General features: G+C 71.0%; 24 protein-coding genes. 9 read left to right on the forward strand and 15 right to left on the reverse strand.

The features are described 5' to 3' along the window. From GVN67_RS19610 to GVN67_RS19645, 8 genes are all read right to left on the reverse strand, one after another. A partial coding sequence (locus GVN67_RS19610; RefSeq protein ID WP_235035381.1) for a GcrA family cell cycle regulator occupies window positions 1-213 on the reverse strand: 213 nt, incomplete at its 3' end. A 191-nt stretch (window positions 214-404) separates the two neighbouring features. After that, a complete protein-coding gene (locus tag GVN67_RS19615; protein WP_159999022.1) occupies window positions 405-1,391 on the reverse strand; it encodes an acetamidase/formamidase family protein in 987 nt (328 codons plus the stop codon). A gap of 90 nt (window positions 1,392-1,481) precedes the next feature. Continuing rightward, window positions 1,482-3,350 carry an ABC transporter ATP-binding protein gene (locus GVN67_RS19620; RefSeq protein ID WP_159999023.1) on the reverse strand — a complete coding sequence of 623 codons (1,869 nt, stop codon included), beginning with the start codon at window positions 3,348-3,350 and terminating at the stop codon, window positions 1,482-1,484. 241 nt (window positions 3,351-3,591) lie between these two features. Beyond that, the gene (locus tag GVN67_RS19625; protein WP_159999024.1) at window positions 3,592-4,581 is read right to left on the reverse strand and encodes a magnesium transporter CorA family protein; all 990 of its coding nucleotides are present in this window, start codon (window positions 4,579-4,581) and stop codon (window positions 3,592-3,594) included. Between the two features lie 92 nt (window positions 4,582-4,673). Further along, window positions 4,674-5,399 carry an acireductone synthase gene (gene mtnC / locus GVN67_RS19630; RefSeq protein ID WP_159999025.1) on the reverse strand — a complete coding sequence of 242 codons (726 nt, stop codon included), beginning with the start codon at window positions 5,397-5,399 and terminating at the stop codon, window positions 4,674-4,676. Next, window positions 5,396-5,935 carry an acireductone dioxygenase gene (locus GVN67_RS19635; protein ID WP_159999026.1) on the reverse strand — a complete coding sequence of 180 codons (540 nt, stop codon included), beginning with the start codon at window positions 5,933-5,935 and terminating at the stop codon, window positions 5,396-5,398. The genes mtnC and GVN67_RS19635 overlap by 4 nt, the downstream gene beginning before the upstream one ends. After that, window positions 5,932-6,555 carry a methylthioribulose 1-phosphate dehydratase gene (locus tag GVN67_RS19640; protein ID WP_159999027.1) on the reverse strand — a complete coding sequence of 208 codons (624 nt, stop codon included), beginning with the start codon at window positions 6,553-6,555 and terminating at the stop codon, window positions 5,932-5,934. The genes GVN67_RS19635 and GVN67_RS19640 overlap by 4 nt, the downstream gene beginning before the upstream one ends. Window positions 6,556-6,821: 266 nt before the next feature. Further along, window positions 6,822-7,091 (reverse strand): twin-arginine translocase TatA/TatE family subunit, encoded by a 270-nt coding sequence (locus tag GVN67_RS19645; protein ID WP_159999028.1) that lies wholly within the window; start codon window positions 7,089-7,091, stop codon window positions 6,822-6,824. Window positions 7,092-7,447: 356 nt separating this feature from the next. Between GVN67_RS19645 and GVN67_RS19650 the strand changes: the two genes are divergently transcribed. Further along, entirely contained in the window at window positions 7,448-8,455 is a 1,008-nt protein-coding gene (locus GVN67_RS19650; protein WP_159999029.1) for a TerC family protein, read from the forward strand. A 46-nt stretch (window positions 8,456-8,501) separates the two neighbouring features. Here the strand turns inward: GVN67_RS19650 and GVN67_RS19655 are convergent, their stop codons facing one another. The 5 genes from GVN67_RS19655 to GVN67_RS19675 form a co-directional block, all read right to left on the reverse strand. Then, window positions 8,502-9,512 (reverse strand): tripartite tricarboxylate transporter substrate binding protein, encoded by a 1,011-nt coding sequence (locus tag GVN67_RS19655; protein WP_235035382.1) that lies wholly within the window; start codon window positions 9,510-9,512, stop codon window positions 8,502-8,504. A gap of 66 nt (window positions 9,513-9,578) precedes the next feature. Continuing rightward, window positions 9,579-10,073, reverse strand: coding sequence for a CHAP domain-containing protein (locus tag GVN67_RS19660; RefSeq protein ID WP_159999030.1), 495 nt, complete (start codon window positions 10,071-10,073; stop codon window positions 9,579-9,581). A gap of 320 nt (window positions 10,074-10,393) precedes the next feature. Next, window positions 10,394-11,296: a hydroxymethylglutaryl-CoA lyase gene (locus GVN67_RS19665; RefSeq protein WP_159999031.1), complete on the reverse strand. Its 903-nt coding sequence runs from the start codon at window positions 11,294-11,296 to the stop codon at window positions 10,394-10,396. A 2-nt stretch (window positions 11,297-11,298) separates the two neighbouring features. Continuing rightward, a complete protein-coding gene (locus GVN67_RS19670; RefSeq protein ID WP_159999032.1) occupies window positions 11,299-12,492 on the reverse strand; it encodes a CaiB/BaiF CoA-transferase family protein in 1,194 nt (397 codons plus the stop codon). 293 nt (window positions 12,493-12,785) lie between these two features. Then, window positions 12,786-13,208, reverse strand: a complete 423-nt coding sequence (locus GVN67_RS19675; protein WP_159999033.1) for a YciI family protein — start codon at window positions 13,206-13,208, stop codon at window positions 12,786-12,788. A 201-nt stretch (window positions 13,209-13,409) separates the two neighbouring features. Here GVN67_RS19675 and GVN67_RS19680 point away from each other — a divergent pair, with 201 nt between their 5' ends. From GVN67_RS19680 to GVN67_RS19690, 3 genes are read left to right on the forward strand one after another with little or no spacing between them, the layout of a single operon-like run. Then, window positions 13,410-14,456 carry an ABC transporter substrate-binding protein gene (locus tag GVN67_RS19680; protein ID WP_159999034.1) on the forward strand — a complete coding sequence of 349 codons (1,047 nt, stop codon included), beginning with the start codon at window positions 13,410-13,412 and terminating at the stop codon, window positions 14,454-14,456. A 2-nt stretch (window positions 14,457-14,458) separates the two neighbouring features. Further along, complete coding sequence (locus GVN67_RS19685) at window positions 14,459-15,649, forward strand: ABC transporter permease (protein ID WP_235035383.1); 1,191 nt, start codon at window positions 14,459-14,461, stop codon at window positions 15,647-15,649. Beyond that, window positions 15,646-16,419, forward strand: a complete 774-nt coding sequence (locus GVN67_RS19690; RefSeq protein WP_159999035.1) for an ABC transporter permease — start codon at window positions 15,646-15,648, stop codon at window positions 16,417-16,419. The genes GVN67_RS19685 and GVN67_RS19690 overlap by 4 nt, the downstream gene beginning before the upstream one ends. Window positions 16,420-16,586: 167 nt before the next feature. Here the strand turns inward: GVN67_RS19690 and GVN67_RS19695 are convergent, their stop codons facing one another. Beyond that, window positions 16,587-17,759: an MFS transporter gene (locus GVN67_RS19695; RefSeq protein ID WP_159999036.1), complete on the reverse strand. Its 1,173-nt coding sequence runs from the start codon at window positions 17,757-17,759 to the stop codon at window positions 16,587-16,589. A 120-nt stretch (window positions 17,760-17,879) separates the two neighbouring features. Between GVN67_RS19695 and GVN67_RS19700 the strand changes: the two genes are divergently transcribed. The 4 genes from GVN67_RS19700 (at window position 17,880) to GVN67_RS19715 (ending at window position 20,555) form a co-directional block, all read left to right on the forward strand. Next, window positions 17,880-18,776 carry a LysR family transcriptional regulator gene (locus GVN67_RS19700; RefSeq protein WP_159999037.1) on the forward strand — a complete coding sequence of 299 codons (897 nt, stop codon included), beginning with the start codon at window positions 17,880-17,882 and terminating at the stop codon, window positions 18,774-18,776. Between the two features lie 178 nt (window positions 18,777-18,954). Then, on the forward strand, window positions 18,955-19,191 hold the full coding sequence (locus GVN67_RS19705; protein WP_159999038.1) for a twin-arginine translocation signal domain-containing protein: 237 nt from the start codon (window positions 18,955-18,957) through the stop codon (window positions 19,189-19,191). Window positions 19,192-19,328: 137 nt separating this feature from the next. Continuing rightward, window positions 19,329-20,072 carry a superoxide dismutase gene (locus GVN67_RS19710; RefSeq protein ID WP_159999039.1) on the forward strand — a complete coding sequence of 248 codons (744 nt, stop codon included), beginning with the start codon at window positions 19,329-19,331 and terminating at the stop codon, window positions 20,070-20,072. Window positions 20,073-20,141: 69 nt separating this feature from the next. Further along, window positions 20,142-20,555, forward strand: a complete 414-nt coding sequence (locus GVN67_RS19715; protein ID WP_159999040.1) for a hypothetical protein — start codon at window positions 20,142-20,144, stop codon at window positions 20,553-20,555. Here the strand turns inward: GVN67_RS19715 and GVN67_RS19720 are convergent, their stop codons facing one another. Beyond that, the gene (locus GVN67_RS19720; RefSeq protein ID WP_159999041.1) at window positions 20,556-21,650 is read right to left on the reverse strand and encodes an ABC transporter ATP-binding protein; all 1,095 of its coding nucleotides are present in this window, start codon (window positions 21,648-21,650) and stop codon (window positions 20,556-20,558) included. A 116-nt stretch (window positions 21,651-21,766) separates the two neighbouring features. Here GVN67_RS19720 and GVN67_RS19725 point away from each other — a divergent pair, with 116 nt between their 5' ends. After that, window positions 21,767-22,774 carry an enoyl-CoA hydratase/isomerase family protein gene (locus GVN67_RS19725; RefSeq protein ID WP_159999042.1) on the forward strand — a complete coding sequence of 336 codons (1,008 nt, stop codon included), beginning with the start codon at window positions 21,767-21,769 and terminating at the stop codon, window positions 22,772-22,774. Window positions 22,775-22,949 lie beyond the last annotated feature (175 nt).

Here is a 22,949-nt window from a genome sequence, read left to right on the forward strand (position 1 = left end):
GGTCGGGGCCGGGCTGGCGGCGACGGGGGGGGTCGTGGCGGCGGGCTCCGCCTCGCGGCGGATCGGGCTCGGCCGCGGCGGCAGGTTCAGGCGATGCGCCTTGCCGACCACGGCGTTCTTGGAGATGCCCATGCGGCGGCCGATCTCGGCCGTCGAATGTCCCTCGGCCCAGAGCGCGCGCAGCGCGTCGATTGCCTCAGCCGTCCAGTCCATAGGCTAAACTCCTGCCACCGCCACCATATACGGTAGTGAAACGGGGGGTGGTGACACAAGATGCGGCAGGGAGGCGGGCTCCAAAAAGATGTGGAAAACCTCTGCCGCAAGTTAATTCGAGGTGATGCCGAAGTCGTCATCCAGGCCCCGGCGGGCGGCTGGATGCCGCGCCGCGCAGAACCGGTTCCGCTTCAGAACAGCAGGCCTTTGCGCAGCATGCCGTGCACGCCTTTCTCACCATTCACCGTCTGCGTCACGCGGAAATCGACCGCGAGCGAGCAGAACTGATACGCCTCTGCCGCAGAGATGTTGGCCCGCGCCACGATGAAGGCGATCATCTCGCGCAGCGCCTGCTTCATCGCCAGGTCCAGGTCCTCGTGGATGCCCATGCTGATGTAGTGGGTGGCGGTCTCGGCGCGCGGGAAGGCGATGGCCGGCTGCCGGGCGCCGCCGCCCTTCTCCACCGTCAGGCGGAAGCGGCCGGTCAGGCACATCTCCAGCGCGGTGATGCAGACCTCGCCATCGCCCTGCACGCCATGGCCGTCGCCGGCGCTGAACAGGGCGCCGGCAGTGTGGACCGGCAGCCACAGCGTGGTGCCGGCGACCAGCTCCTTGTTGTCCAGGTTGCCGCCATGGGCGCGCGGCTCCTTGGTGGAGATCTGGCCCCAGGCCTCGGGCGGGGCCACGCCCATCACCCCGAAGAAGGGCGACAGCGGCAGGGTCAGCCCGCCATGGTCCGGGCCGAAGGGCAGCCGGCAGGTCTTGGCCTCGCGGTCCACGGGAATGTGGATCAGGCGACGATAGGGGAAGTCTTCCGGCAGGGTGCCGACCAGCGGGCGGAACAGGTTGTAGCCCCAGTCGGCGCCGGGCTCGATCGCCTCGATCTCGACGCGCAGCGCGTCGCCGGGCTCGGCGCCGGTGACCGCCACCGGGCCGGTCAGGATATGCGGGCCAAGCCGCGGCACCCGGCCGGCCTCGACCGCTTCATGGATGGCGGCCAGCGCCGGGGGGACGGTCAAGCCGCTGCCGGCGGGGGGCAGCACCTCGGCCGGGCCGGAGACGCATTGCATCACCACGCGGTCGCCCGAGGCGATGGTGAGCGCCGGGCCGAAGCTCGAATCGAAGGCGCCCCAGCGCACCGTCTCCGGCGTGGCGTTCAGCTGATGCGTGGTGGACATGCGGGGGGGCTCCTTCTGGGGATGCCGAAGCTTCCCGGCGCCGGCGCCCGCGGTCAACCATGCTGCAGCTGGGGGCTTCAGCTGGGGGCTTCAGCTCTCGATGAAGCCGCCGGACTGGCGGTGCCACAGCCGGGCATAGGCGCCGTTCGCCGCCAGCAGCGCGGCATGGGTGCCCTGCTCGATGATGCGGCCCTGCTCCAGCACCACCAGCCGGTCCATCCGCGCCAGGGTCGACAGGCGGTGCGCGATGGCGATCACCGTCTTGCCGGCCATCAGCCCCTCCAGCTGCTGCTGGATCGCGGCCTCCACCTCGGAATCGAGGGCGCTGGTGGCCTCGTCCAGCACCAGCACGGGGGCGTTCTTCAGCAGCACGCGGGCGATGGCGACGCGCTGGCGCTGGCCGCCGGACAGCTTGACGCCGCGCTCGCCGACATGCGCGTCGTAGCCGGTGCGGCCGCGCCAGTCCTGCACCTCGCGGATGAAGCCATCGGCCTCGGCCTGCGCCGCGGCGCGCTCGATCTCGGCGCGCGACGCCTCGGGGCGGCCGAAGCGGATATTCTCGGCGATCGAGCGGTGCAGCAGGGCAGTGTCCTGGGTGACCACGCCGATCGCCGCGCGCAGGCTTTCCTGGGTGACGCCGGCGATATCCTGGCCGTCGACGGTGATGCGGCCCGCCTGCGGCTGGAAGAAGCGCAGCAGCAGGTTGGTCGCCGTGGTCTTGCCGGCGCCGGAATGGCCGACCAGCCCGACCCGCTCGCCCGGGGCGATGTCGAGGCTGAACTTTTGGAGCACCCCGCGCTCGGCGCCGGCATAGGCGAAGTCCACCGCCTCGAAGCGGATGCGGCCTTCCGTCACCCGCAGCGGCTGTGCGCCCTCGGCATCGGGGGCGGTGGGCGCGACCGCGATGCTGCGGCTCGCCTCCTGCACGACACCGATATTCTCGAAGATGCCGGCGACATTGAAGGCGACCCAGCCGGAGATATTGGCGATCTGCCAGGCCATCGGCAGGGCGGCGGCCACCGTCCCCAGCCCGATCCGCCCCTGGTCCCACAGGCTGAGCGACAGCGCCGCCATGCCGACCAGCAGCGTGGCGTTCAGCGTCGACAGCAGCAGCCCGTTCAGCGTGATCAGCCGCATCTGCCGCTGGAAGGCGGCGGTCAGGCTGCGCATGCCGTCGCGCACCACCGCGTCTTCCTCGTCCGCGGTCGCGAAGAGCTTCAGGGTCAGGATGTTGGTGTAGCTGTCGACGATGCGCCCGGTCAGCAGGCTGCGCTGCTCGGAGGCCGCCTTGGCACGGTCGCGCAGCCGCGGCACGACGAAGCGCAGCAGGGTGCAATAGGCGGCGAACCAGACCAGGATCGGCAGCGCCAGCCACAGGTCGGCCGTCGCCAGATAGATCACCGCGCCGGTGCCATAGACCAGGATGTACCAGACCGCGTTGACCGCCTGGACCACGCTCTCGCGCAGCGCCGGGCCGGCCTGCATGACACGCGCAGAAAGACGGCCCGCGAAATCCTCCTGGAAGAAGGCCCAGCCCTGGCGGACCACGTGCCAATGCGCCTGCCAGCGGATCAGGCTGGTGACGCCGGCATTGATCGCCTGCTGGCTGATCAGGTTCTGCAGGAAGATGCTGGACGGCCGCGCCAGCAGCAGCACGGCGGCCATGCCGGCCAGGCTGGCCCCGGCCTCGGCGAAGAGGCTGCCCGGCTGGTGCGCCGAGAGCATGGCGATGACGCGGCCGATGAAGACCGGGATCAGCGCGTCGAGCAGCGCCACCACCAGGCCTGCCAGGAACAGCAGCACGAAGAGCAGCCGCGCCTGGCGGATGAAGTACCAGTAGAAGGCCAGCAGCCCGGGCGGCGGCGACTGGGTCGGCACCGGGGTGCCCAGCAGCCGGCTGGCATGCTGGCCCGGGGCGGCGACGGGGTCGATCAGGTTCTCGAAGAATCGGAAGGCCATGTCGCGGCAGAGCAGGCTTCCTGCCGCGCCAAGTCAAGCGACGCCCCGGTGATGGCTGGGGCGCGTGGGTGTCTGCGCCGGTGATTCACGCCTGTCGGCGCGCCCGCCTCAGGCGATCACAGGCGGAGTGTCTGCGCCGGTGATTCACGCCTGTCGGCGCGCCCGCCTCAGGCGATCACAGGCGGAGTGTCTGCGCCGGTGATTCACGCCTGTCGGCGCGCCCGCCTCAGGCGATCACAGGCTAGAGCCACCCCTTCCGCTTGAAATAGGCGATCGGCAGCAGGGCGCTGACCACCATGACCAGCAGCGCCAGCGGATAGCCGAAGGTCAGCTGCAGCTCCGGCATGATCTGGAAATTCATGCCGTAGATGCTGGCGACCAGGGTCGGCGGCATCAGCGCCACGCTGGCCACCGTGAAGGTCTTGATGATGCCGTTCTGGTCGATGTTGATGATGCCCAGCACCGCATCGAGCAGGAAGTTGGCCTTGTTGTTCAGGAAGGCCGCGTGCTCCACCAGCGAGCGCACGTCGCGCAGCACGGTCTTGATGGTGGTCTTGTTCTCCTTGCGCACCGCCAGCGACTTCTCGGCGCCGACATAGGTCAGGATGCGGGTCAGGCCGAGCAGCGTCTCGTTGGCGCGGCTGGTCACCTCGCCGACCTCGCCCAGCGCGATCAGCACGTCCTTCATCTCGGCGTCGCGCGCCTTGACCTTCACCTTGTTGGTGCCGCGGGCATTGCGGAAGGCCTGCTTGCTGGCGCGGTCCATGTCGCTGCCGACGCGTTCCAGCACATCGGCCAGGCGGTCCACCACCTGCTCGAACAGATGCAGCATCACCGCGTCGGGGCTGGCCAGCAGCGACGGCATGCGCTGCGCCCGGGTGGCGAAGACGGCGAAGGCCTTGGGCGTCACATAGCGCACGGTGACCAGGGCGGTGCTGGCCAGCACGAAGGTGATGGCGGTGGAGCCGTATTCGCCCTCGTCCACGCCGTAGAGGAAGTTGGCGGTGAGGAAGAGCGCCTCGTCCTCCTTGTAGAGGCGCGACGAGCTCTCGATCTCCTGCATCTCCTCGCGGGTCGGGATCTCGAGGGCGAGCGCCGCCTGCACGGCCTTCTCCTCCTCCGGGCTCGGGCCCAGCAGGTCGATCCAGACGGCGCCGCGCAGCACCTCGGGCTCGGGGATGCCTTCCTGCCGCAGGGTGCGGCCGTCCTGCACGCTGTAGGTGGTCATCATGCGCGCGCGCTCCGCCAGGCAGGGGGGTGGCCCGCCGCCGGGGGCGGGCCGATAGGCTCGATCAGGCCAGTTGCGTCAGGCGGCCAGTTGCCTCAGGCGGCCAGCCGCGGCACCGGCAGGCCGAACTGCGCGGCGACGCCGGCGAAATCGGCCGCCGCCGGATGCCGGCCGGACGCCACCGTGCCATCCTGCGCCCGCACCAGTTGACAGACCTGCAGCCCGGCATTGGCCGCGGCGTCCAGCTCTTCCGCGATGTCGGACAGAAAAAGAATCTCTTCCGGCGGGCGGTGCAGCCCCTGGGCGATGGCGGCGTAGCTGGTCGCCTCGCGCTTGTGGCCGACGCCGGTGTCGAAGAAGCCGCCGAACAGCGGCGTCAGGTCGCCGGCCAGCGAATGCCCGAACAGCAGCTTCTGGGCCGCGACCGAGCCGGAGGAATAGACGCTGAGAAAAATCCCGGCCCGCGCCCAGGCCCGCAGGCAGGGCGCGACATCCGGCCAGAGATGCCCCTGGATCTCGCCACTGACAAAACCCTGGCGCCAGATCAGGCCCTGCAGGGTCTTCAGCGGGCCGATCTTGGCGTCCTCGGCCATCCAGCGGCGCAGGGCGGCGACCGCCGTCTCGCCGGGCTCGGCCAGGCGGGCGGCCTCGGCCAGACAGGCGGCGACCTCGGGGGTCTCGCCCTCGGCCGCCAGGAAGCCGTCCAGCGCCTTCTCCGCATAGGGAAAAAGCGTCTCCTTGACGAAAGCGATGGCGCTGGTGGTGCCTTCGATGTCGGTCAGCACCGCGCTGAGCGGCGCCCGCAGCACCACTCCGCTCATCCGGTCACCGCCGGGAAGCGGTCGGCCATGTCGGTGCCGCTGTAATGCGGGGTCCAGCCGGTGGTGTCGGTGAAGATGCGCAGCGCCGTGACATGCGGCTCGGTGCCGGCATCGAACCAGTGCTGGGTATTGGCCGGCACGCTGATCAGGTCGCCGCGGGTGCAGTGGGCGTCGTACACCTTGCCGTCGACATGCATGATGAAATTGCCCGCGCCCTCGTGGAAGAAGCGGATCTCATCCTCGGTGTGGATATGCTCCGACAGGAACTTGGCGCGCAGCGCCTCCTTCTGCGGATGGTCGCCGGTCAGGCGGATGACGTCGGCGGTGCCGGCGGCATGCCCCGCCATGAAGGTGTCGAGCTGGGCGCGATAGGCCTCGAGCACCGCCTCGGCCGAGGCGCCTTCGGGGAGCGGCGCCACTTCCCAGCGCTCGAAGCGGACATTGATCGGCGCCAGGCCAGCGGCGATCGCCGCCGGGTCGCTGGCGCGCAGCAGCTCGGCGCCGGTGGCGGCGTCCTTGATGGTCAGCAGGCTCATGCGGGGTTCCTCCGGTCCTGAAGCTCGCAATCGAGCATGAATTCCAGCGCCTCGAGCCGCGCCAGGGCGGCGTCCATGTCGCGTGCCCATACATAGACGCCATGGCCGCGGATCAGATAGCCCGGGGCGATCGCCTCCGGCATGCCGTCCCAGCGGGCGTCGACGGCGCGCTGCAGCCGGGCGATGTCCTGGTCGTTGTCGAAGACCGGCACGGCCACGCTGGCGTCATGGGTGGCCAGGCCCGGAAAGGCCTTCAGCAGCTCGTAGCCCGCCAGCGTGATGGCGTCGCCGGCACGGCGCGACAGCACGGTGTTGGCGATGGAATGGCCGTGCAGCGAGGCGCCGATCTCCGGGAAGCGGCGGTAGATGCCGCAATGCAGCAGGGTCTCGGCCGAGGGGCGCAGCGCCGGATCCTCGGGCTTCCCCTCCAGATCGACGACCATGACCGATTCGGCCGTGAGGAAGCCCTTGTGCTGGCCCGACCGCGTCACGGCGATGCGGCCGCCCGGCAGGCGGACCGAAAAATTGCCGGCGGTGGCGGGCACCCAGTTGAAGCGGTCCATGCGGCGGCCGGCGCCGATGATGGCGTCGATGGCGGCCTGGGGGATGGCGAGGGGCATGGCGCAGGGCTCCCGGCAGGAGAATCAGGCGGGTCGGGATGCAGCATCCCGCCGCGGCTGATAGCGCAGGATGGCGGCCAAGGCAGCAGCACCGCCGCCCCTGACCCCACAATGTCATGGCCAGGATGAAGCGCGCGTCATCCCGGCCACGCAAAAAGGCCAGGCCCGCGGCCGAAGCCGCGCCCTGGCCGGAGGGGCCCCACCCTGCGGTGGGGCCGTCCCTGCTGCCCTGACGCCCGGCCGGAGGCAGTCCGGCCGGAAGCGCCTCAGGCGGCGGGGTGGGACGAGGTCGAGGTGCGCGGCTCGGTGCTGGCCGCGCGGGCCTGCGCCGGGGCCGACAGGTTGCCGGCCGGGGGCGCCGGCGGCGCCTCGGCGGCCATCGACGCGTCCTTGTCGTCGTCTTCTTTCATGTTCTGCTTGAAGGACTTGATGCCCTTCGCGAGGTCGCCCATGAGCCCGCTGATCTTGCCGCCGCCGAACAGCAGCAGGACGACGAGCAGAACGACGAGCCAATGCCAGATGCTGAAGGAACCCATAGCCACGCCTCGATCATATTGGGGCGGCCAGCGACCTGAACGGGGACGTCCCTGCTGGCCTGACCGCGAGTGCTCGCCACGTTGACCGACACTAATGTCCCGCTGGCCATCGCGCAAATGACCAGATGGCGTGAATCGCGCCCGGAAACAACCGCTCTTGCGGACGCGTGACATTTCCTCCATATATTTTCTTGATCCGGGCCCCTCTGGCGACCCGGCGACGACTCTGGCCTGGCCAGGGACCGTCGCTACCGCGATGTCGGATCGACTTCTCGCGCAATCCGGGCCCGGTGCGCTTCCCCTGCAAGGACAAGGTCCTGCTGGCGGCCGGCCCCTATTCTGAGAGGCCGTACGGCATGGAAGCTTCCATCTGGTTCTGGGTCACCTTCAACGCCGCCGTCTTCGGACTGCTGCTGCTGGACCTGGGCATCTTCTCCCGCAAGGACGCCAATGGCGACCCGACCCCGGTGCCGGTGAAGACCGCGCTGATCAAGTCGGCCGCCTATATCGGCCTGGCCATCGCCTTCTTCTTCTGGCTGCGCTTCAGCTATGGCGCGACGCCGGACGAGCGCGCCGCCAAGAGCCTGGAATTCCTCACCGGCTATGTCATCGAGTGGTCGCTCTCGGTCGACAATATCTTTGTCTTTGTCCTGCTCTTCGCGAAATTTGGGGTCCCTGCTGCTTATCAGCACCGCGTGCTGTTCTGGGGCATCCTCGGCGCGCTGCTGATGCGCGGCATCATGATCCTGGTCGGCACCGCGCTAATGCGCGAATTCGACTGGATGATGATCCTGTTCGGCCTGTTCCTGATCTGGAGCGGCTGGAAGATGCTGCGCGCCGCCGATGACGAGGAGGACCCGACCGAAAGCCCGATCCTGGCCTGGCTGCGCCGCCGCCTGCCGGTGACCGAAGGCTTCCGCGGCAATGCCTTCACCGTCCGCGAGGCCGGCAAGCTGATGGTCACGCCGCTGCTGCTGGTGCTGATCCTGGTCGAGCTGACCGACCTGTTCTTCGCCCTCGACAGCATCCCGGCGATCTTCGCGGTCTCGACCGACCCGTTCATCGTCTACACCGCGAACGTCTTCGCCATCCTCGGCCTGCGCGCCATGTATTTCGCGCTGGCCGGCGTCATCCACCGCTTCAAGTACCTGAAGCATGGGCTGTCGATCGTGCTGATGATCGTCGGTGCCAAGATGCTGGCCAACTGGTTCGCCGGCGGCAAGGCGGTGCCGGTGGAATACGCGCTGATGGCGACCGGCACGATCATCGCCGGCTCGATCGCGCTGTCGCTGTGGAAGACCCGCGGCCAGAAGGTGATCGACGAGCGCGCCCCCGGCGAGCGCCCGGTCGAGGATTCGCTCTAACGCCTGACCTCCAGGGGGCCCTTCCCGGCCCCCTGGACCCCTCGCCTCAGTTGTCGGCGGTGATGCCGAGCTGGCGGATCATGCCGCCCCAGCGCGCGGTCTCGGCCTCGACCATCGCCTTGAGCTCCGCCGGGCCGCTGCCGACGATCTCGAAGCCCGAAGTGTCCAGCGTCTGCTTGGCCTGCGGGCTGGCCAGCGCCGCCTTGGTCTCCCGCGCCAGCCGCTCGATCCGCTCGGCCGGCATCGAGGCCGGCGCCACCAGCGCGTTCCAGGCATAGGAGGTCGCGCCCTGCAGCCCCGATTCGATCAGCGTGGGCACCGCCGGCAGCTGCGGCAGCCGCTTCTCCGACGTGACCGCCAGGGCCACCGCCTGCCCCTCGCGCAGCTGCGGCAGGATGCCGGCGACCGTCAGGATGATGGCGCTGATCCGCCCCGCCACCAGGTCCAGCACCGCCTGCGGGAAGCCGCGATAGGGCACGTGCTCCAGCGTGATGCCGGTGCGGGCCTTGATGTCCTCCATCGCCAGGTGCCCGCCCGAGCCGGCGCCGACCGAGCCGAAGGTCAGCATGCCCGGCTCCGCCTTGGCGCGGGCCACGAAGTCGGCGAAGGACTTCACCCCGAGCGTCGGATTGACCACCAGCACCTGCCCGGCCCGCGCCAGCCAGGAGATCGGCGCCAGGTCCTTCGCCGGGTCATAGGGCAGGTTCGGATACAGCGCCGGGGCGGTGGCCAGCGGCCCGTTGATGGTCAGGCCGAAGGTGTGCCCGTCGGTCGCCTTGGCCACCATGTCGGTGCCGATATTGCCGCCCGCCCCGGCGCGGTTGTCGATGACGCAGGGCTGGCCGAGTGCGGCGGTGTAATGCGGCGCCAGCACGCGGCCCAGGATGTCCGGGGTCGAGCCCGCCGGGAACGGCACCACCAGCCGCAGCGGGCGGTCAGGCCAGGCCGCCGGCTGGCCCCCCGACTGGGCCCCCGACTGGGCCCTGAGCAGGCGCGGCGCGCCGAGGGTGGCGACGCCGGCGCCGAGGGCCAGCAGGGAACGACGGGACTGGGTCACGCGGGACGTCTCCGGGGCAGGAAATCGCGGCGGATTGAGCACGGCCGCGCAACGGCGTCCAGCCCGTCAGCGAGCCGCCACGACACTGCTGCCATGCACGAAGCCCGCCGCCGGATAGCTGGTGACGCCATAATCGCCGACCGGGGGATACCAGACCTTCACCAGCGACCAGTCATTGCGCGGGGAAACATCCATCACCGGCTGGTCGCGCATGATGCGGCCCTTCAGGCTGCCGCTGGCCCAATTGGCGTGGTCCACCCGGATCTCGCGCGAGGACACCACCCGGCTGACCACCGCCAGATGCCCGTCCCGCATCCGGCCACTCCGGGTCAGCACCAGCACGCTGCCGCGCCGCGGCGCATGCCCGCGCTCGTAATTGCCGGCCGCCGCATCCCACCAGCCCCAGGCATCGCCGCGCAGGTCGATGCCCGACCGCGCCCGCGCATACGGCACGCAGGTCACCGGCTCCTGCAGCGCGGCCGCGCCCAGCACCGGGCCCCTCGGCGTGCCGCCACCACAGGCCGCCACCAGCAAGGGCAGCAGCAACAGCCAGACCCTCATCCCCCGAAAACCCCTTAGTCCCCGAGGGGTAGCTTAGCAGGTTCAGAGGCAGGGTTAGAAGTTCCAGAGAAAGGCTTGGCAGGCTGGGGGAATGAATTCCCCCAGACCCCCATCTTTTTTCTGGGGTGACTGCCGTGTCCACGTGGAGACGGGACGTGAAACGGCCAATCGATAGCGCGACCTGCGAGGGAGCGCCGATTCTTTGAATGGCGTCCCGCCGCTGGGCCCGGGTGCCGCCGCCGGCGAAGACACTGGGCACTGAACGGCCAACAAAACAGAAAAAGGGGAATTCATTCCCCTGGCCTGCCCCTGTCTTCGCTTCAGGCTGCCTTGCGCGCTGCCGGAACCCCCCGCATCCGCCCGCCGGGGGTCCCGCCGGGGACGGCGGCCGACAGGTCGGCGGCGACCAGGAGCTTGGACCAGTCCACGCCGGTTTCCACGCCCATGCGCTGGAACATCCAGACCAGGTCTTCGGTCGCGGTGTTGCCGGTGGCGCCCGGGGCGAAGGGGCAGCCGCCGAGGCCGCCGGCCGCGCCGTCCAGCACGCGCACGCCGGCCTCGAAGGCGGCCAGGGCATTGGCCAGGCCCATGCCGTAGGTGTCGTGGCCGTGATAGGCGAAGGGGTTTTTCCAGTCGCGGACCAGGGCGCGGAAGACCGTCGTGACCTGGTCGGGGGCGGCGTTGCCGGTGGTGTCGGCGACGCCGATCTCCAGCGCCGGGTCGAGCGCGCAGGCCCCTGCGATGAAGGCGATGGCGTCGGCGGTCGGCACCACGCCCTCGAAGGGGCAGTGGAAGGCGCAGGACAGGTTGAAGCGCATCGCCTTGCCGGCGGCGGCGCCTTCGGCGACCAGGGCCGAGAGCTCGGCCAGGCTTTCGGCGCGGCTGCGGTTCAGGTTGGCCTTGTTATGGGCCTCGGTGACCGACATGAAGAAGCCCAGGCGGTCGGCGCCGGCGGCCATGGCCAGGTCGAAGCCTTTGCGGTTCGGCACCAGGACGGTGCATTCCAGGCCGGGCAGCGCCTTGGCGGCGGCCAGGACCTCGGCGGTGTCGGCCATCTGCGGGACGTGGCGCGGGCTGACGAAGCTGCCCACCTCCATCCGGCGCAGGCCCGCGTCGTAGAGGGCGCGCACCATGGCGATCTTGGTGGCGGTCGGCACGAAGGGGCCGATGGATTGCAGCCCGTCGCGCGGGGCGACCTCGCTGATGGTGACGGTCTCGGTCATGGTCACTGCTCCTCCCCCAGCCAGTCCTTGAAGACCTGGGCGTTGTGCGCGCCGGCGGCGGGTCCCGTCCAGCGCACCATGTCCTTGGGCGCCACCCCGTCGAAGCGGAAGGGCGCGGCCGGGTGCAGGATCGGGCCGATCAGCGGGTCGTCGACCTGCATCACCGTGTCGCGGGCGCGGAAATGCGGGTCCTCGGCGATGTCGCGGATGTCGTAGAGGCGCGAGGCCGGCACCTCGGCCGCTTCCAGGATGTCCTGGGCCTCTTTCGCCGGCAGGGTGCGGGTCCAGGCGGCGATGGCGGCGTCGAGCTCCTCGACATGGGCGCAGCGGCCGCCATTGTCGGCCATGCGCGGATCGGCGCCGAGCTCCGGCCGGCCGATCGCGGTCATCAGCCGGCGGAAGATCAGGTCGGAATTGCCGGCGACGCAGAGCCATTTGCCGTCGGCGCAGGGATAGGTGTTGGTGGGCGCCGTGGTCGGGATGGCGGCGCCGGCGGGCTGGCGGATCTTTCCGGTCAGCCCGTATTCGGGGAGCATGCCCTCGGTCAGGCTGACGACGCTGTCGACCAGGCTGATGTCGATGATGCGGCCGGGGCCGCCCTGCCCGGCATCGCGGCCCCAGCAGGCGGAGACGACGGACATGGCGGCATACATCCCCGCCAGGTCGTCACTGATGGAGATGCCGCAGCGGGGCGGGGGCAGCGCGGCTTGGCCGGGATTGGCGGTCAGGTGGCGCAAGCCCCCCATGGCCTCGCCGATGGCGCCGAAGGCCGGCTTGTCGCGATAGGGCCCGTCCTGGCCGTAGCCGGAGATGCGGGCGATCACCAGCCTGGGGTTCACCGCGTGCAGCACGGCCGGGCTCAGCCCGATGCGCTCCAGGTAGCCGGGGCGGAAGTTCTCGACCAGCGCGTCGGCGCGGGCGGCCATGGCCTTCAGGCGGGCCTGGTCGCGCGGGTTCTTCAGGTCCAGCGTGACGGACAGCTTGTTGCGGCCATGGATGCTGAACCAGACCGGATGGCCGTCCTGCCTGCTGCCCCAGTGGCGGATCGGGTCGCCCTCGGGCGGCTCGACCTTGACCACCTCGGCGCCCATGTCGGCCAGCAGGCGGGTGGCGAAGGGGCCGGCGATATAGTGGCCGAGCTCCAGCACCTTCAGCCCGGCCAATGGCAGGCGGGCTGGATTCTCCTGGTCGGACATGCGCTCGCTTTCCTTCCCCACTTCCGGCCAAGGCTTGGGCGAGCCCGGCGGATCGGGCAAGGGGCACCGCGCGCGAATCCACCGCCGCCGGATTTTTCCTGGCCCTGGAAACCGGGCGTCAACCATGGCCGCGGCAAGATACGCCCGGGCCACGATCCCATGGCCCTGTCTCTCCCGATCGGCGCCGGACCCCGAATTCCCTCGGCGCCACCGCACCACCCAGCCTCTCCGGTGCGGGCACCAACTGGAGGGGTGGATCCTCCCCCGGGGATCCACCCCTGCTTTTTTCCCAGCTACTTTTTCTCCAGCTCCCGGCGCATCGCCTCTTCCTGCGCCGCCAGCTCCGGCGTCATCGCCGCGCCGAAATCCTCCATCTCGTAGATCCGGCGGATCTCGATCTCGCTCGGGCCCGGCATCGGATTGGGGCAGCGCCGCGCCCAGTCCAGCGCCTCCGCCATGTCCTTGACCTGCCAGACCCAGAAGCCGGCCACCAGCTCCTCCGTCGCGGCGAAGGGGCCGTCGGTCACCTGGCGCGCGGCGCCGTCGAAGCGGATGCGGTGGCCGATGCGCGACGGGTGCAGCCCCTCGCCCATCAGCAGCAGCCCGGCCTCCAGCAGCGCGGCGTTGAAACGGCCCATCGCCTCGATCTGGGCGATGCTGGGCATCTCGCCCGCCTCGCTCGCCGCCGAGGCCTTCACCAGCACCATCACCCGCATGACCATCCCTCCACGTGCCTTGGCATTCCCTCTGATCGGCGCAGCCTAGGATGCCGCCGGCGGGCCCGCGGGCCACATCGGCGCGAGGCCCCCGGCAGAAATCGTCACGCGCCGCACGCCTCCCCCTTCGCAAGCGGGGCTTGGCCGCTCTAGGCTCGCGGCCGTAACGCCGGATCAAGCCGGCGACGGGGAGAGTTTCCGATGCTGCGCAGAAGTTTCGGTGCCGTGCTGGCGCTTGGCATGACGGTGATGGCCGGCAACGCCATGGCCCAGCAGCGCGACCTGACCGTGGTGTCCTGGGGCGGCGCCTACCAGGACGCCCAGCGGGAGATCTTCTTCCGCCCGTTCCAGCAATCGACCAGCTCGCGCCTGCTGGAGGAGACCTGGGATGGCGGCGTCGGCGTGCTGCGCGCCAAGATCCAGTCCGGCGCCAACAACTGGGACGTCGTCCAGGTCGAGAGCGAGGAGCTGCTGATCGGCTGCGAGGAAGGCCTCTTCGAGAAGATGGATTTTGCCGCGATTGGCGGTCGGGAGAGATTCATCCCCGAGGCCGTCAGCGAATGCGGCGTCGGCAACATTCTCTACTCCTTCATCCTGGCCTTCGACCGCGCCCGCACGCCGAACGCGCCGGCCAGCTGGGCGGATTTCTTCGACACCCAGCGCTTCCCCGGCAAGCGCGGCCTGCGCCGCGGCCCGAAGGCCACGCTGGAGATCGCGCTGCTGGCCGACGGCGTGCCGCCCGGCGAGGTCTACAAGCTGCTGGCCACCAATGCCGGCGTCGACCGCGCCTTCCGCAAGCTGGACCAGCTGAAGCCCAGCATCATCTGGTGGGAGCGCGGCAGCCAGCCGGCGCAGCTGCTGGCCAGCGGCGAGCTGGCGCTGACCGTCGCCTATAACGGCCGCATCACCGCCGCCAACCAGACCGACAACCGCAACTTCGGCATCAGCTGGACCAACAACCTGTTCACCCTGGACAGCTGGGTGGTGATGAAGGGCACGCCGAACCGCACGGCCGCGCTGAGCTTCATCAACTTCGTGACGCAACCCGCCCGCCAGGCCGAGCTGCCGCCGCGCATCCCCTATGGTCCGACCGCGCGCGGCGCCCAGGACGGCCTGCCCGCCGCGGTGCTGGCCAACCTGCCGACGACGCCGGCCAATGCCGCGGGCGCGCTGCAGATCAGCGACCAGTTCTGGCTGGACAACCTCGACAAGCTGAACCAGCGCTTCAACAACTGGGTCTCGCGGTAAGCGTGCGGGCACGCTGGATGGCGGCGGCGCTGGTGGCGCCGCTGCTGCTCTTCCTGCTGGCGGTCTTCGTGCTGCCGATCGGCGCCTTCCTGACCCGCGCCGTGCAGGAGAGCGACGTGGCGCCGGTGCTGCCCCGCACCGTCGCCAGCCTGGCCGGCTGGAACGGCCAGGGCCTGCCGGATGACGCCAGCTTCGCCGCGCTGGTCGCCGACCTGAAGGAAGCGCGCATCCGCGACCAGGCCGAGGGCGGCGGCGCCATCGCCCGGGCCGCCGCGCGGCTCAACGCCGACTGGCCGGGCTTCCGCAGCCTGCTGCCGCTGACCGCCCGTCGCGTCGCCTCGGCCGAGGGCCCGGCGCGCGCGCTGCTGGCCGGCATCAACGAGGATTGGGCGACCCCCATCCCCTGGGCGGCGATCCGCCGCGCCGGCGGGCCGGTCTCCGACTTCAACCTGCTGGCGGTGCTGGACCTGAAGCGGGATGCCGCCGGCGACATCGCCGCCGCGGCCGACGACGCCGCCATCTTCCGCGGCATCCTCTGGCGCACGCTGTGGATCGGCGCGCTGGCGACGCTGATTTGCCTCGCCGTCGGCTATCCGCTGGCCTGGCTGATCGCGACGGCGCCGGCCCGCGCGGTGCCCTGGCTGCTGGCCGGCGTGCTGCTGCCCTTCTGGACCAGCCTGATCGTGCGCACCGCCGCCTGGATGGTGCTGCTGCAGCGCGAGGGCGTGGTCAACGCCACGCTGGCCGCCCTGCACATCACCGACGGGCCGCTGCCGCTGCTGTTCAACCGCGGCGCCGTGCTGCTGGCCATGGTCCACATCCTGCTGCCCTTCATGGTGCTGCCGATCTATGCCAGCCTGAAGGCGCTGGACTGGCGGCTGCCGCGCGCCGCAGTGTCATTGGGCGCCTCGCCGGCGCGGGCCTTCCTGCGCATCTCGCTGCCGCTGTCGCTGCCGGGGATCGGCGCGGGCAGCCTGCTGGTCTTCATCCAGGCGCTGGGCTTCTACGTGACGCCGGCGCTGCTGGGCGGCGCCAACGACCAGATGGTGCCCTATTTCGTCGCCTTCTACGCCAGCCGCACGGTCAACTGGGGCATGGCGGCCGCGCTCTCCTGCCTGCTGCTGCTGGCCGTCGCCCTGGTGGTGCTGCTCTACGGCCGGCTGGTCGGCTTCGGACGGGTGAAGACCGCATGACCGCCTCCCGCTTCCTGCTGTGGAGCACCGGCATCCTCGCCATCCTGTTCCTGATGGCGCCGGTGCTGGCGGTGCTGCCGCTGTCCTTCTCGGCCGGGTCCTTCCTGTTCTACCCGCTGCCCGGGCTGTCGCTGCGCTGGTACGCGGATTTCTGGAATTCGGGCTTCTGGCTGCCGGCGCTGTGGAACAGCCTGCGCGTCGGCACCATGGCGGCGATCCTGGCCGGCAGCCTGGGCACGCTGGCGGCCTTCGGGCTGTGGCGCGCCCCCTTCCCCGGCAAGATGCTGATCATGGCGATCCTGCTGGCGCCGATGGTGGTGCCGGCCATCATCGTCGCCGTCGCCCTGCTGCTGGCCTTCGGGCCGCTGGGGCTGACCAACAGCTTCACCGGGCTGGTGCTGGGCCATGCGGCGCTGGGCGCGCCCTTCGTGGTGGTCACCGTGCTGGCCGCGCTGCAGCAGTTCGACGCGGTGCAGCTGCGCGCCGCGGCCTCCTGCGGGGCGTCGCCGGTGCGGGCCTTCTGGCGCGTCTGCCTGCCGCAGATCACGCCGGGCGTCGCCGCCGGCGCGGTCTTCGCCTTCGCGACCTCGCTGGACGAGGTGGCGGTGGCGCTGTTCATCTCGGGCCCGGCGCAACGCACCCTGCCGCGGCAGATGTTCTCCGGGCTGAACGATTCGATCAGCCTGACGATCATGGCGGCGGCGATGGTGCTGGTGCTGATCTCGGGACTTCTCCTCCTCGCGGTGACACTGCTGCGGCGGGGGAAGTAGGCAGGCCGGCGGCAGGGGGCTCCGCCCCCTGAACCCCCGCCGGGGGGATCGTATCCCCCCGGACCCCGCCATCGGTTGGCCCCTCGGGGCCAGAAGCGGGACGCCAATGAATGGGGGGGTCTGGGGGCATTCAATGCCCCCGGATTCTTCCCTCGCCTGTCCTCGCTTCAGGCCGCCACCGCCTCGCGACGATCCAGCGCCCCGCTCCACACTGTCAGCCCCAGCGCCGCGGCCACCAGGATGGCGCCGACCCAGGGCGTGGCGCCCAGGCCCAGCCGCGAGGCCACCACCAGCCCGCCGATCCAGGCGCCGAAGGCGATGCCCAGGTTGAAGGCGGCGATGTTCAGCGCCGAGGCCAGGTCGACCGCCCCCGGCCGGTGCCGCTGCGCCAGCTGCACCACGTAGAGCTGCAGCCCCGGCACATTGGCGAAGGACAGGAAGCCGAGGCCCGCCAGCGTCACCAGCGCCAGCAGCGGATGCGGCGCGGTCAGCGAGAACACCGCCAGCACCACCGCCTGGGCGGCGAACAGACCGACCAGCGCGCGCACCGGGTCGCGGTCGGCGATGCGGCCGCCGGCCAGGTTGCCGACCGCGATGGCCAGGCCATAGAGCACCAGGATCAGGCTGACGGCGCCCTCGCCGAAGCCGGTGACCTGCTGCAGCACCGGCGCCAGGAAGGTGAAGGTGACGAAGGTGCCGCCATAGCCCAGCGCGGTCATGCCGAAGACCAGCAGCAGCCGGCCGCTGCCCAGCACGCGGATCTGGTCGGACAGCCGCGCCGGCGGCGCCATCGGCAGGCGGGCCGGCAGCAGCACGGCCATGGCGGCGAAGGCGACGATGCCGAGGCCGGCCACCGCCCAGAAGGTGGCGCGCCAGCCGAAGGACTGGCCGATGAAGGTGCCCAGCGGCACGCCGGTGACGATGGCCACCGTCAGCCCCATGAACATCATGGCGATGGCCGAGGCCCGCCGCTCCGCCGGCACCAGGGCGGCCGCGATGGTCGCACCCACCGAGAAGAAGACGCCATGGGCGAAGGCGGAGAGCACGCGGGCGACCAGCAGCAGCTCGTAGCTGGGCGACAGGGCGGCGGCGGTGTTGCCGGCGACGAACAGCGCCATCAGCCCGAGCAGCAGCGCCTTGCGGCCGATGCGCCCGGTCAGCGCGGTCAGCACCGGCGCGCCGAAGGTGACGCCCAGCGCATAGACGCTGACGATCATCCCGGCCAGCGGCAGCGAGATCTGCAGGTCGTTGGCCACCGTCGGCAGCAGGCCGACGATGACGAATTCGGTGGTGCCGATCGCATAGGCGGCGATCGTCAGGGCCAGGATGGCCAGGGGCATGGGAGGGTTCTTTCCGAAGCCGGGCCGGCACGGCGCCGGCGGTTGCCGATCCCTATGCGCCGCTGGCCTCCCGGCGAGTATCCGGCGTAATGGAAGAAGGCTTTTGAACCAGGTTCACAGATGAACAACCGCGCCGGCGAGATGCAGGTTTTCGTCCTGGCCACCGAGCTGGGCAGCTTTTCCGCCGCCGGGCGGCGGCTGGGGCTGACGCCGTCGGCGGTCAGCAAGCTGGTCGGCCGCATCGAGGACCGGCTGGGCACCCGGCTGCTGCTGCGCTCCACCCGCGCGCTGCGGCCGACGCCGGAGGGCGAGCTCTATCTGGCCCGGGCGCGCGCCATCCTCGGCCAGATCGAGGAGACCGAGCGGCTGGTCGCCGGCGGCGCCGCGGCGGTGCCGCGTGGGCGGCTGCGGGTCAGCGCCTCGGTCGGCTTCGGGGCCCGCTGCCTGGTGCCGCTGGTGCCCGAATTCCTGGCGCGCCACCCGCTGGTGCAGCTCGACCTGTCGCTGTCGGACGGCATGGTCGACCTGGTCGAGGACCGCACCGACATCGCCTTCCGCTCCGGCATCCTGCGCGACTCCTCGATGAAGGCGCGGCTGGTGCTGAGGAGCCGCCGCGTGGTGGTGGCCTCGCCCGGCTACCTGGCGCGGCACGGCACGCCGCGCAGCCCGGCCGAGCTCGACCATCACAACTGCATGACCTTCAACTTCCGCCTGGGCGCCGAGGAATGGCCGTTCCGGGCCGCCCCGGGCCTGCCGGTGGAGCGCCGCGCCGTGCCCGGCAACCTGCAGGCCAATAACGGCCCGACCATGCGGCAATTCTGCCTGGCCGGCCTCGGGCTGATGCGGGTCGGGCAGTTCTTCGTGCAGCCCGACCTCGATTCCGGCCGCCTGGTGGCGGTGCTGGAGGACCACAATCCCGAGGATATCGAGCCGGTCCATGCCGTCTTCCTGGGCCACGAGCACCTGGCGACGCGCATCCGCGCCTTCATCGATTTCCTCGCCGGCCGGCTGGGCTGAGCGACACGCGACGTTGCAAGCGACCCTTTTGCCGCCACCGCGGCGCCCCGCTTTGGCCACAAGCGGCGTCAAACCTCGTCATCAGGCCCGCAACGCCGCAACCGGCACGGGCTTCACGGTTTTAGATGACCCGTCGGGGCCGGGTTTCTCGCCCGCCCCGCCGAGCAAAGGATCGCCGATGAACCGACGTGGTTTTCTCTCCCGCCTGCTGGCCGCCGCGGTCGCCGTTCCGGTCGTCGCGGCCGTCCCGGTGGTGCTCAGCAGCGAGGCCGAGGCGCAGCCCTATCCCTATCGCCGCCCCGGCCCGCCGCCGCGGCCGCGCTACCGCCGGCGCTATTACTCGCGCCGTCCGCCGCCGCCGCCGCGGCACCGCCGCCGCTACTACTCGCGCCGTCCGCCGCCGCGGCGCTGGTGATCCTGACCCGCCCCCCCGGCGCCACCGCCGGGGGGGCGGGAAACTTTCCCGACAGGTCGCCGGCCGGCCTTCCCTTCGCCGCATCCCGCGCCAAACTCCCGCGTTGAGGAAACAACCTCACCGCACGGAGACGCGCCATGAACCAGCCCCTTCTCGCCCGCCGCGGGGCCCTGATCGCCGGAGCCTCGCTGCTCGCCGCCGGGCTGCTGCCGGGGCGCGTCTTCGCCCAGGCGGCCGCCCCGGCCGCTGCCACCGGCCCCTACACCCTGCCGCCGCTGCCCTATGCCAATGCCGCGCTGGAGCCGCATATCGACGCCGCCACCATGGCGCTGCACCACGACCGCCACCACGCGGCCTATGTCACAAACCTGAACGCCGCGCTGAAGGACCATTCGGCGCTGGCCGGCATGAAGCTGGAGGAGCTGCTGGCCAAGCTGCCGGAAGCGCCCGAGGCGGTGCGCACCGTGCTGCGCAACAATGGCGGCGGCCATGCCAACCACGCGATGTTCTGGCAGATCATGGGCGGCCAGGGCGGCGCGCCGACCGGCGAGCTGGCCGAGGCCATCACCCGCGACCTCGGCGGCTTCGACAAGCTGAAGACCGACTTCAACGGCGCCGGCACCCGCGTCTTCGGCTCCGGCTGGGTCTTCGTCACCGTCGACAGCGCCGGCAAGCTGGCCATCGCCAGCCGGCCGAACCAGGACACGCCGCTGATGGAGGGCGGCCGGGTGCTGTTCGGCAACGACGTCTGGGAGCACGCCTACTACCTGAAATACAACAACCGCCGGCCCGAATACCTGGCCGCCTGGTGGAACGTGCTCGACTGGTCGAAGATCTCGCAGCGCTACGCCGCGGCCAAGGCGGGGACGCTGGGTATCTGACGCAGAAGTGGGGCCGGATCGCTCGATCGCGATTCGGCCCGCGCCAGGGCGGCCCGCAGGATCGGCGGCATGTCGCGCCTCGAAGAATCGATCTCCGCCCTGCTCCGCGCCCGTGACCGCGCCGCCCGCGGCCTCTATCGCCTGGCCTGGGGCGGGCTGCTGTCAGCGACCCTGCTGGCGTCCTTTCCGGTTCAGGCGGAAATCCGCCTCGACCGGATGAGCGGCGCGGCGCTGCGCGGCGCGCTGCGCGGCGAGGCCGGCCCGGGCGATCCGGCCGGCGAGCCCGGCCGCGCCTTCGTCGCCGCCCGCGCCGGCGCCTGTATCGACGGCGTGCTGGATGCCGCCGTTGCCCCCGCCTGCCCCGGCCCGTCCCTCAAGCCGCATGAGCGCAACGCCCAGGTGGCGGAACATCTCGCGGCCCTGCGGCCGGTCCGGCTGCGCGAGGGCGCCGCCCCCCTGGTCCGCTTGGCGCTGCGCTGCTGATCAGGCGGCGGCGAAGGCATGGGCGTGGTCGGCGTCCCAGGCCAGGGCCGCCGGGCCGCCCGGCTCCGGCAGCTGCCCGCCACCGATGGCGCGCTTGACCAGGATCTCGCCGCCCTCGCCCAGACCCAGGCGCAGCCGGACATGGTCGCCCTGAAAGATCGCCTCGCGCAGGATCGCCGGCAGCGCATCCTCGCCCAGGGTCGAGGCCTCGACCGGGGCGACGGCCACCCGCTCGGGGCGGATCGCCAGCAGGCAACGGCTGCCGGCCGGGCCGGAATCGACCGGCCGCGCCCAGACCTCCGGCCCGCAATCGAGGGCGATGCGGGCCAGCCCGTCCTCCAGCCCCAGCACGCGGCCGGGCAGCCGGTTGTTCTCGCCGACGAAGCCGGCGACGAAGGCATTGGCCGGGGTCTCGTAGATCTGCCGCGGCGGCGCCAGCTGGCGGATCAGCCCGCCCTCGAAGACCGCGATGCGGTCCGACAGCGTCAGCGCCTCCTGCTGGTCATGGGTGACGTACATCATGGTCAGGCCGAGGCGCTGGTGCAGCGCGCGGATCTCGTACTGCATCTCCTCGCGCAGCGCCTTGTCGAGCGCGCCCAGCGGCTCGTCCAGCAGCACGATCGGCGGCTCGAAGACCATGGCGCGGGCCAGCGCGATGCGCTGCTGCTGGCCGCCCGACAGCTGCTGCGGCCGGCGGTCGCCGAAGCCCTCCAGCCGCACCATCGACAGCGCGCGCTGCACCCGCGCCGTGCGCTCGGCCTTGGCGATGCCGCGCACCTCCAGCGGGAAGGCGACGTTCTCGGCGACGGACATATGCGGGAACAGGGCGTAGGACTGGAACACCACGCCGATGCCGCGCTTGTGCGGCGGCAGGCGGGCGATGTCGCGGCCCTCCAGCAGGATGCGGCCCTCGCTCGGCAGCTCGAAGCCGGCCAGCATCATCAGCGTCGTGGTCTTGCCCGAGCCCGAGGGGCCGAGCAGCGTCAGCAGCTCGCCGCGCAGCACCTCGAGGTCGAGCTGCCGCACCGCATAGCCGCCGGACGCCGGGCCATAGGCCTTGCGGACGCCTTCGAACCGGACCAGGGCTTCCGCCATTCGCACCATCCCCCAAGGACACGCCGAGCGCCGACAGCCATCGGGCCGTCCTGGCCCGCTTGTCAACCGGCGCATCCCCCGCAACTCTGCGGAACCATAAGAACGGAGGATCGTCGATGACCGATGCGGATGCCAGCCTGATCGCGACGCGGGAAGGGGCCGGGGACAAGCCGGTCGGCCGGCTGCTGATGAACCGCCCCCGGGCGCTGAACGCGCTGGATCTGCCGATGATCGACGGCTTCGCGGCCGCCATCGCCGCATGGCGCGACGACCCGACGCTGCGCCTGGTGCTGCTGGAAGGTGCGGGCGACCGCGCCTTCTGCGCCGGCGGCGACGTGCGCCAGGTGCGCCAGCAGGTGCTGGACGGCGACCGCGCGGCGGTGGACGCCTTCTTCTCCCGCGAATACGCGGTGAACGGCGGCATCGCGGCCTTCCCGCAGCCCTGGATCAGCCTGATCGACGGCATCTGCATGGGCGGCGGCCTGGGCGTGTCGGTCCATGGCAGCCACCGCATCGTCACCGAGCACGCCCTGCTGGCCATGCCGGAGACCGCCATCGCGCTGTTCCCCGATGTCGGCACCAGCTACGTGCTGCCGCGGCTGCCGGGCGGCCTCGGCCGCTGGATCGCGCTGACCGGCGCCCGGCTGAAGGGCGCCGAGGCCGTCGAAGCCGGCCTCGCCACCCACTACGTCCCGCGCGAGAAGCTGCCGGCGCTGCGCCAGGCGCTGCTCGCCAATGGCGATGCCCGCATCGTCGACGATTTCGCCGAAGCCGTCCCGCCGGGTCGTATCGCCGCGCTGCGCCCCGCCATCGACCGCTGCTTCGCGCATGACGACCGCGCCGCGATCGAGGCCGCGCTGGAAGCCGAAGCCACCGACTGGGCCGCCGAGCAGCTCGCCATCCTGAAGCGCGTGTCACCGACCAGCGTGGCGGTGACCCTGGAGCTGCTGAAGCGCGGCGGCACGCTGGACCTGCCCGGCTGCCTGGAACAGGAGCTGGTCCTGACCCGCACCGTGACCCAGCACCCCGACTTCGCCGAGGGCGTCCGCGCCGTGCTGGTCGACAAGGACCAGGCGCCGAAGTGGCAGCCGGTGGCTGACATGAAAGAGATGTTTGAAGACTAATGTTGAAGACAGGGGCAGGCCAGGGGAATGAATTCCCCTGGACCCCTTGTAACTTGGCGCCATCGCGCTCGGTCGTTGCTAGAGTGTCCGGAGCGGTGGCGGAGCGTAGCCCGGAACCCCTTGGGGCGATCGAGCCCGTAAAGAAGCGAGGGTCACGCTCCGTCGTTCCATCGAA

This window comes from Roseomonas sp. 18066 (genome assembly GCF_902706185.1).
In the GTDB taxonomy this organism is placed as follows: Bacteria; Pseudomonadota; Alphaproteobacteria; order Acetobacterales; family Acetobacteraceae; genus Pseudoroseomonas.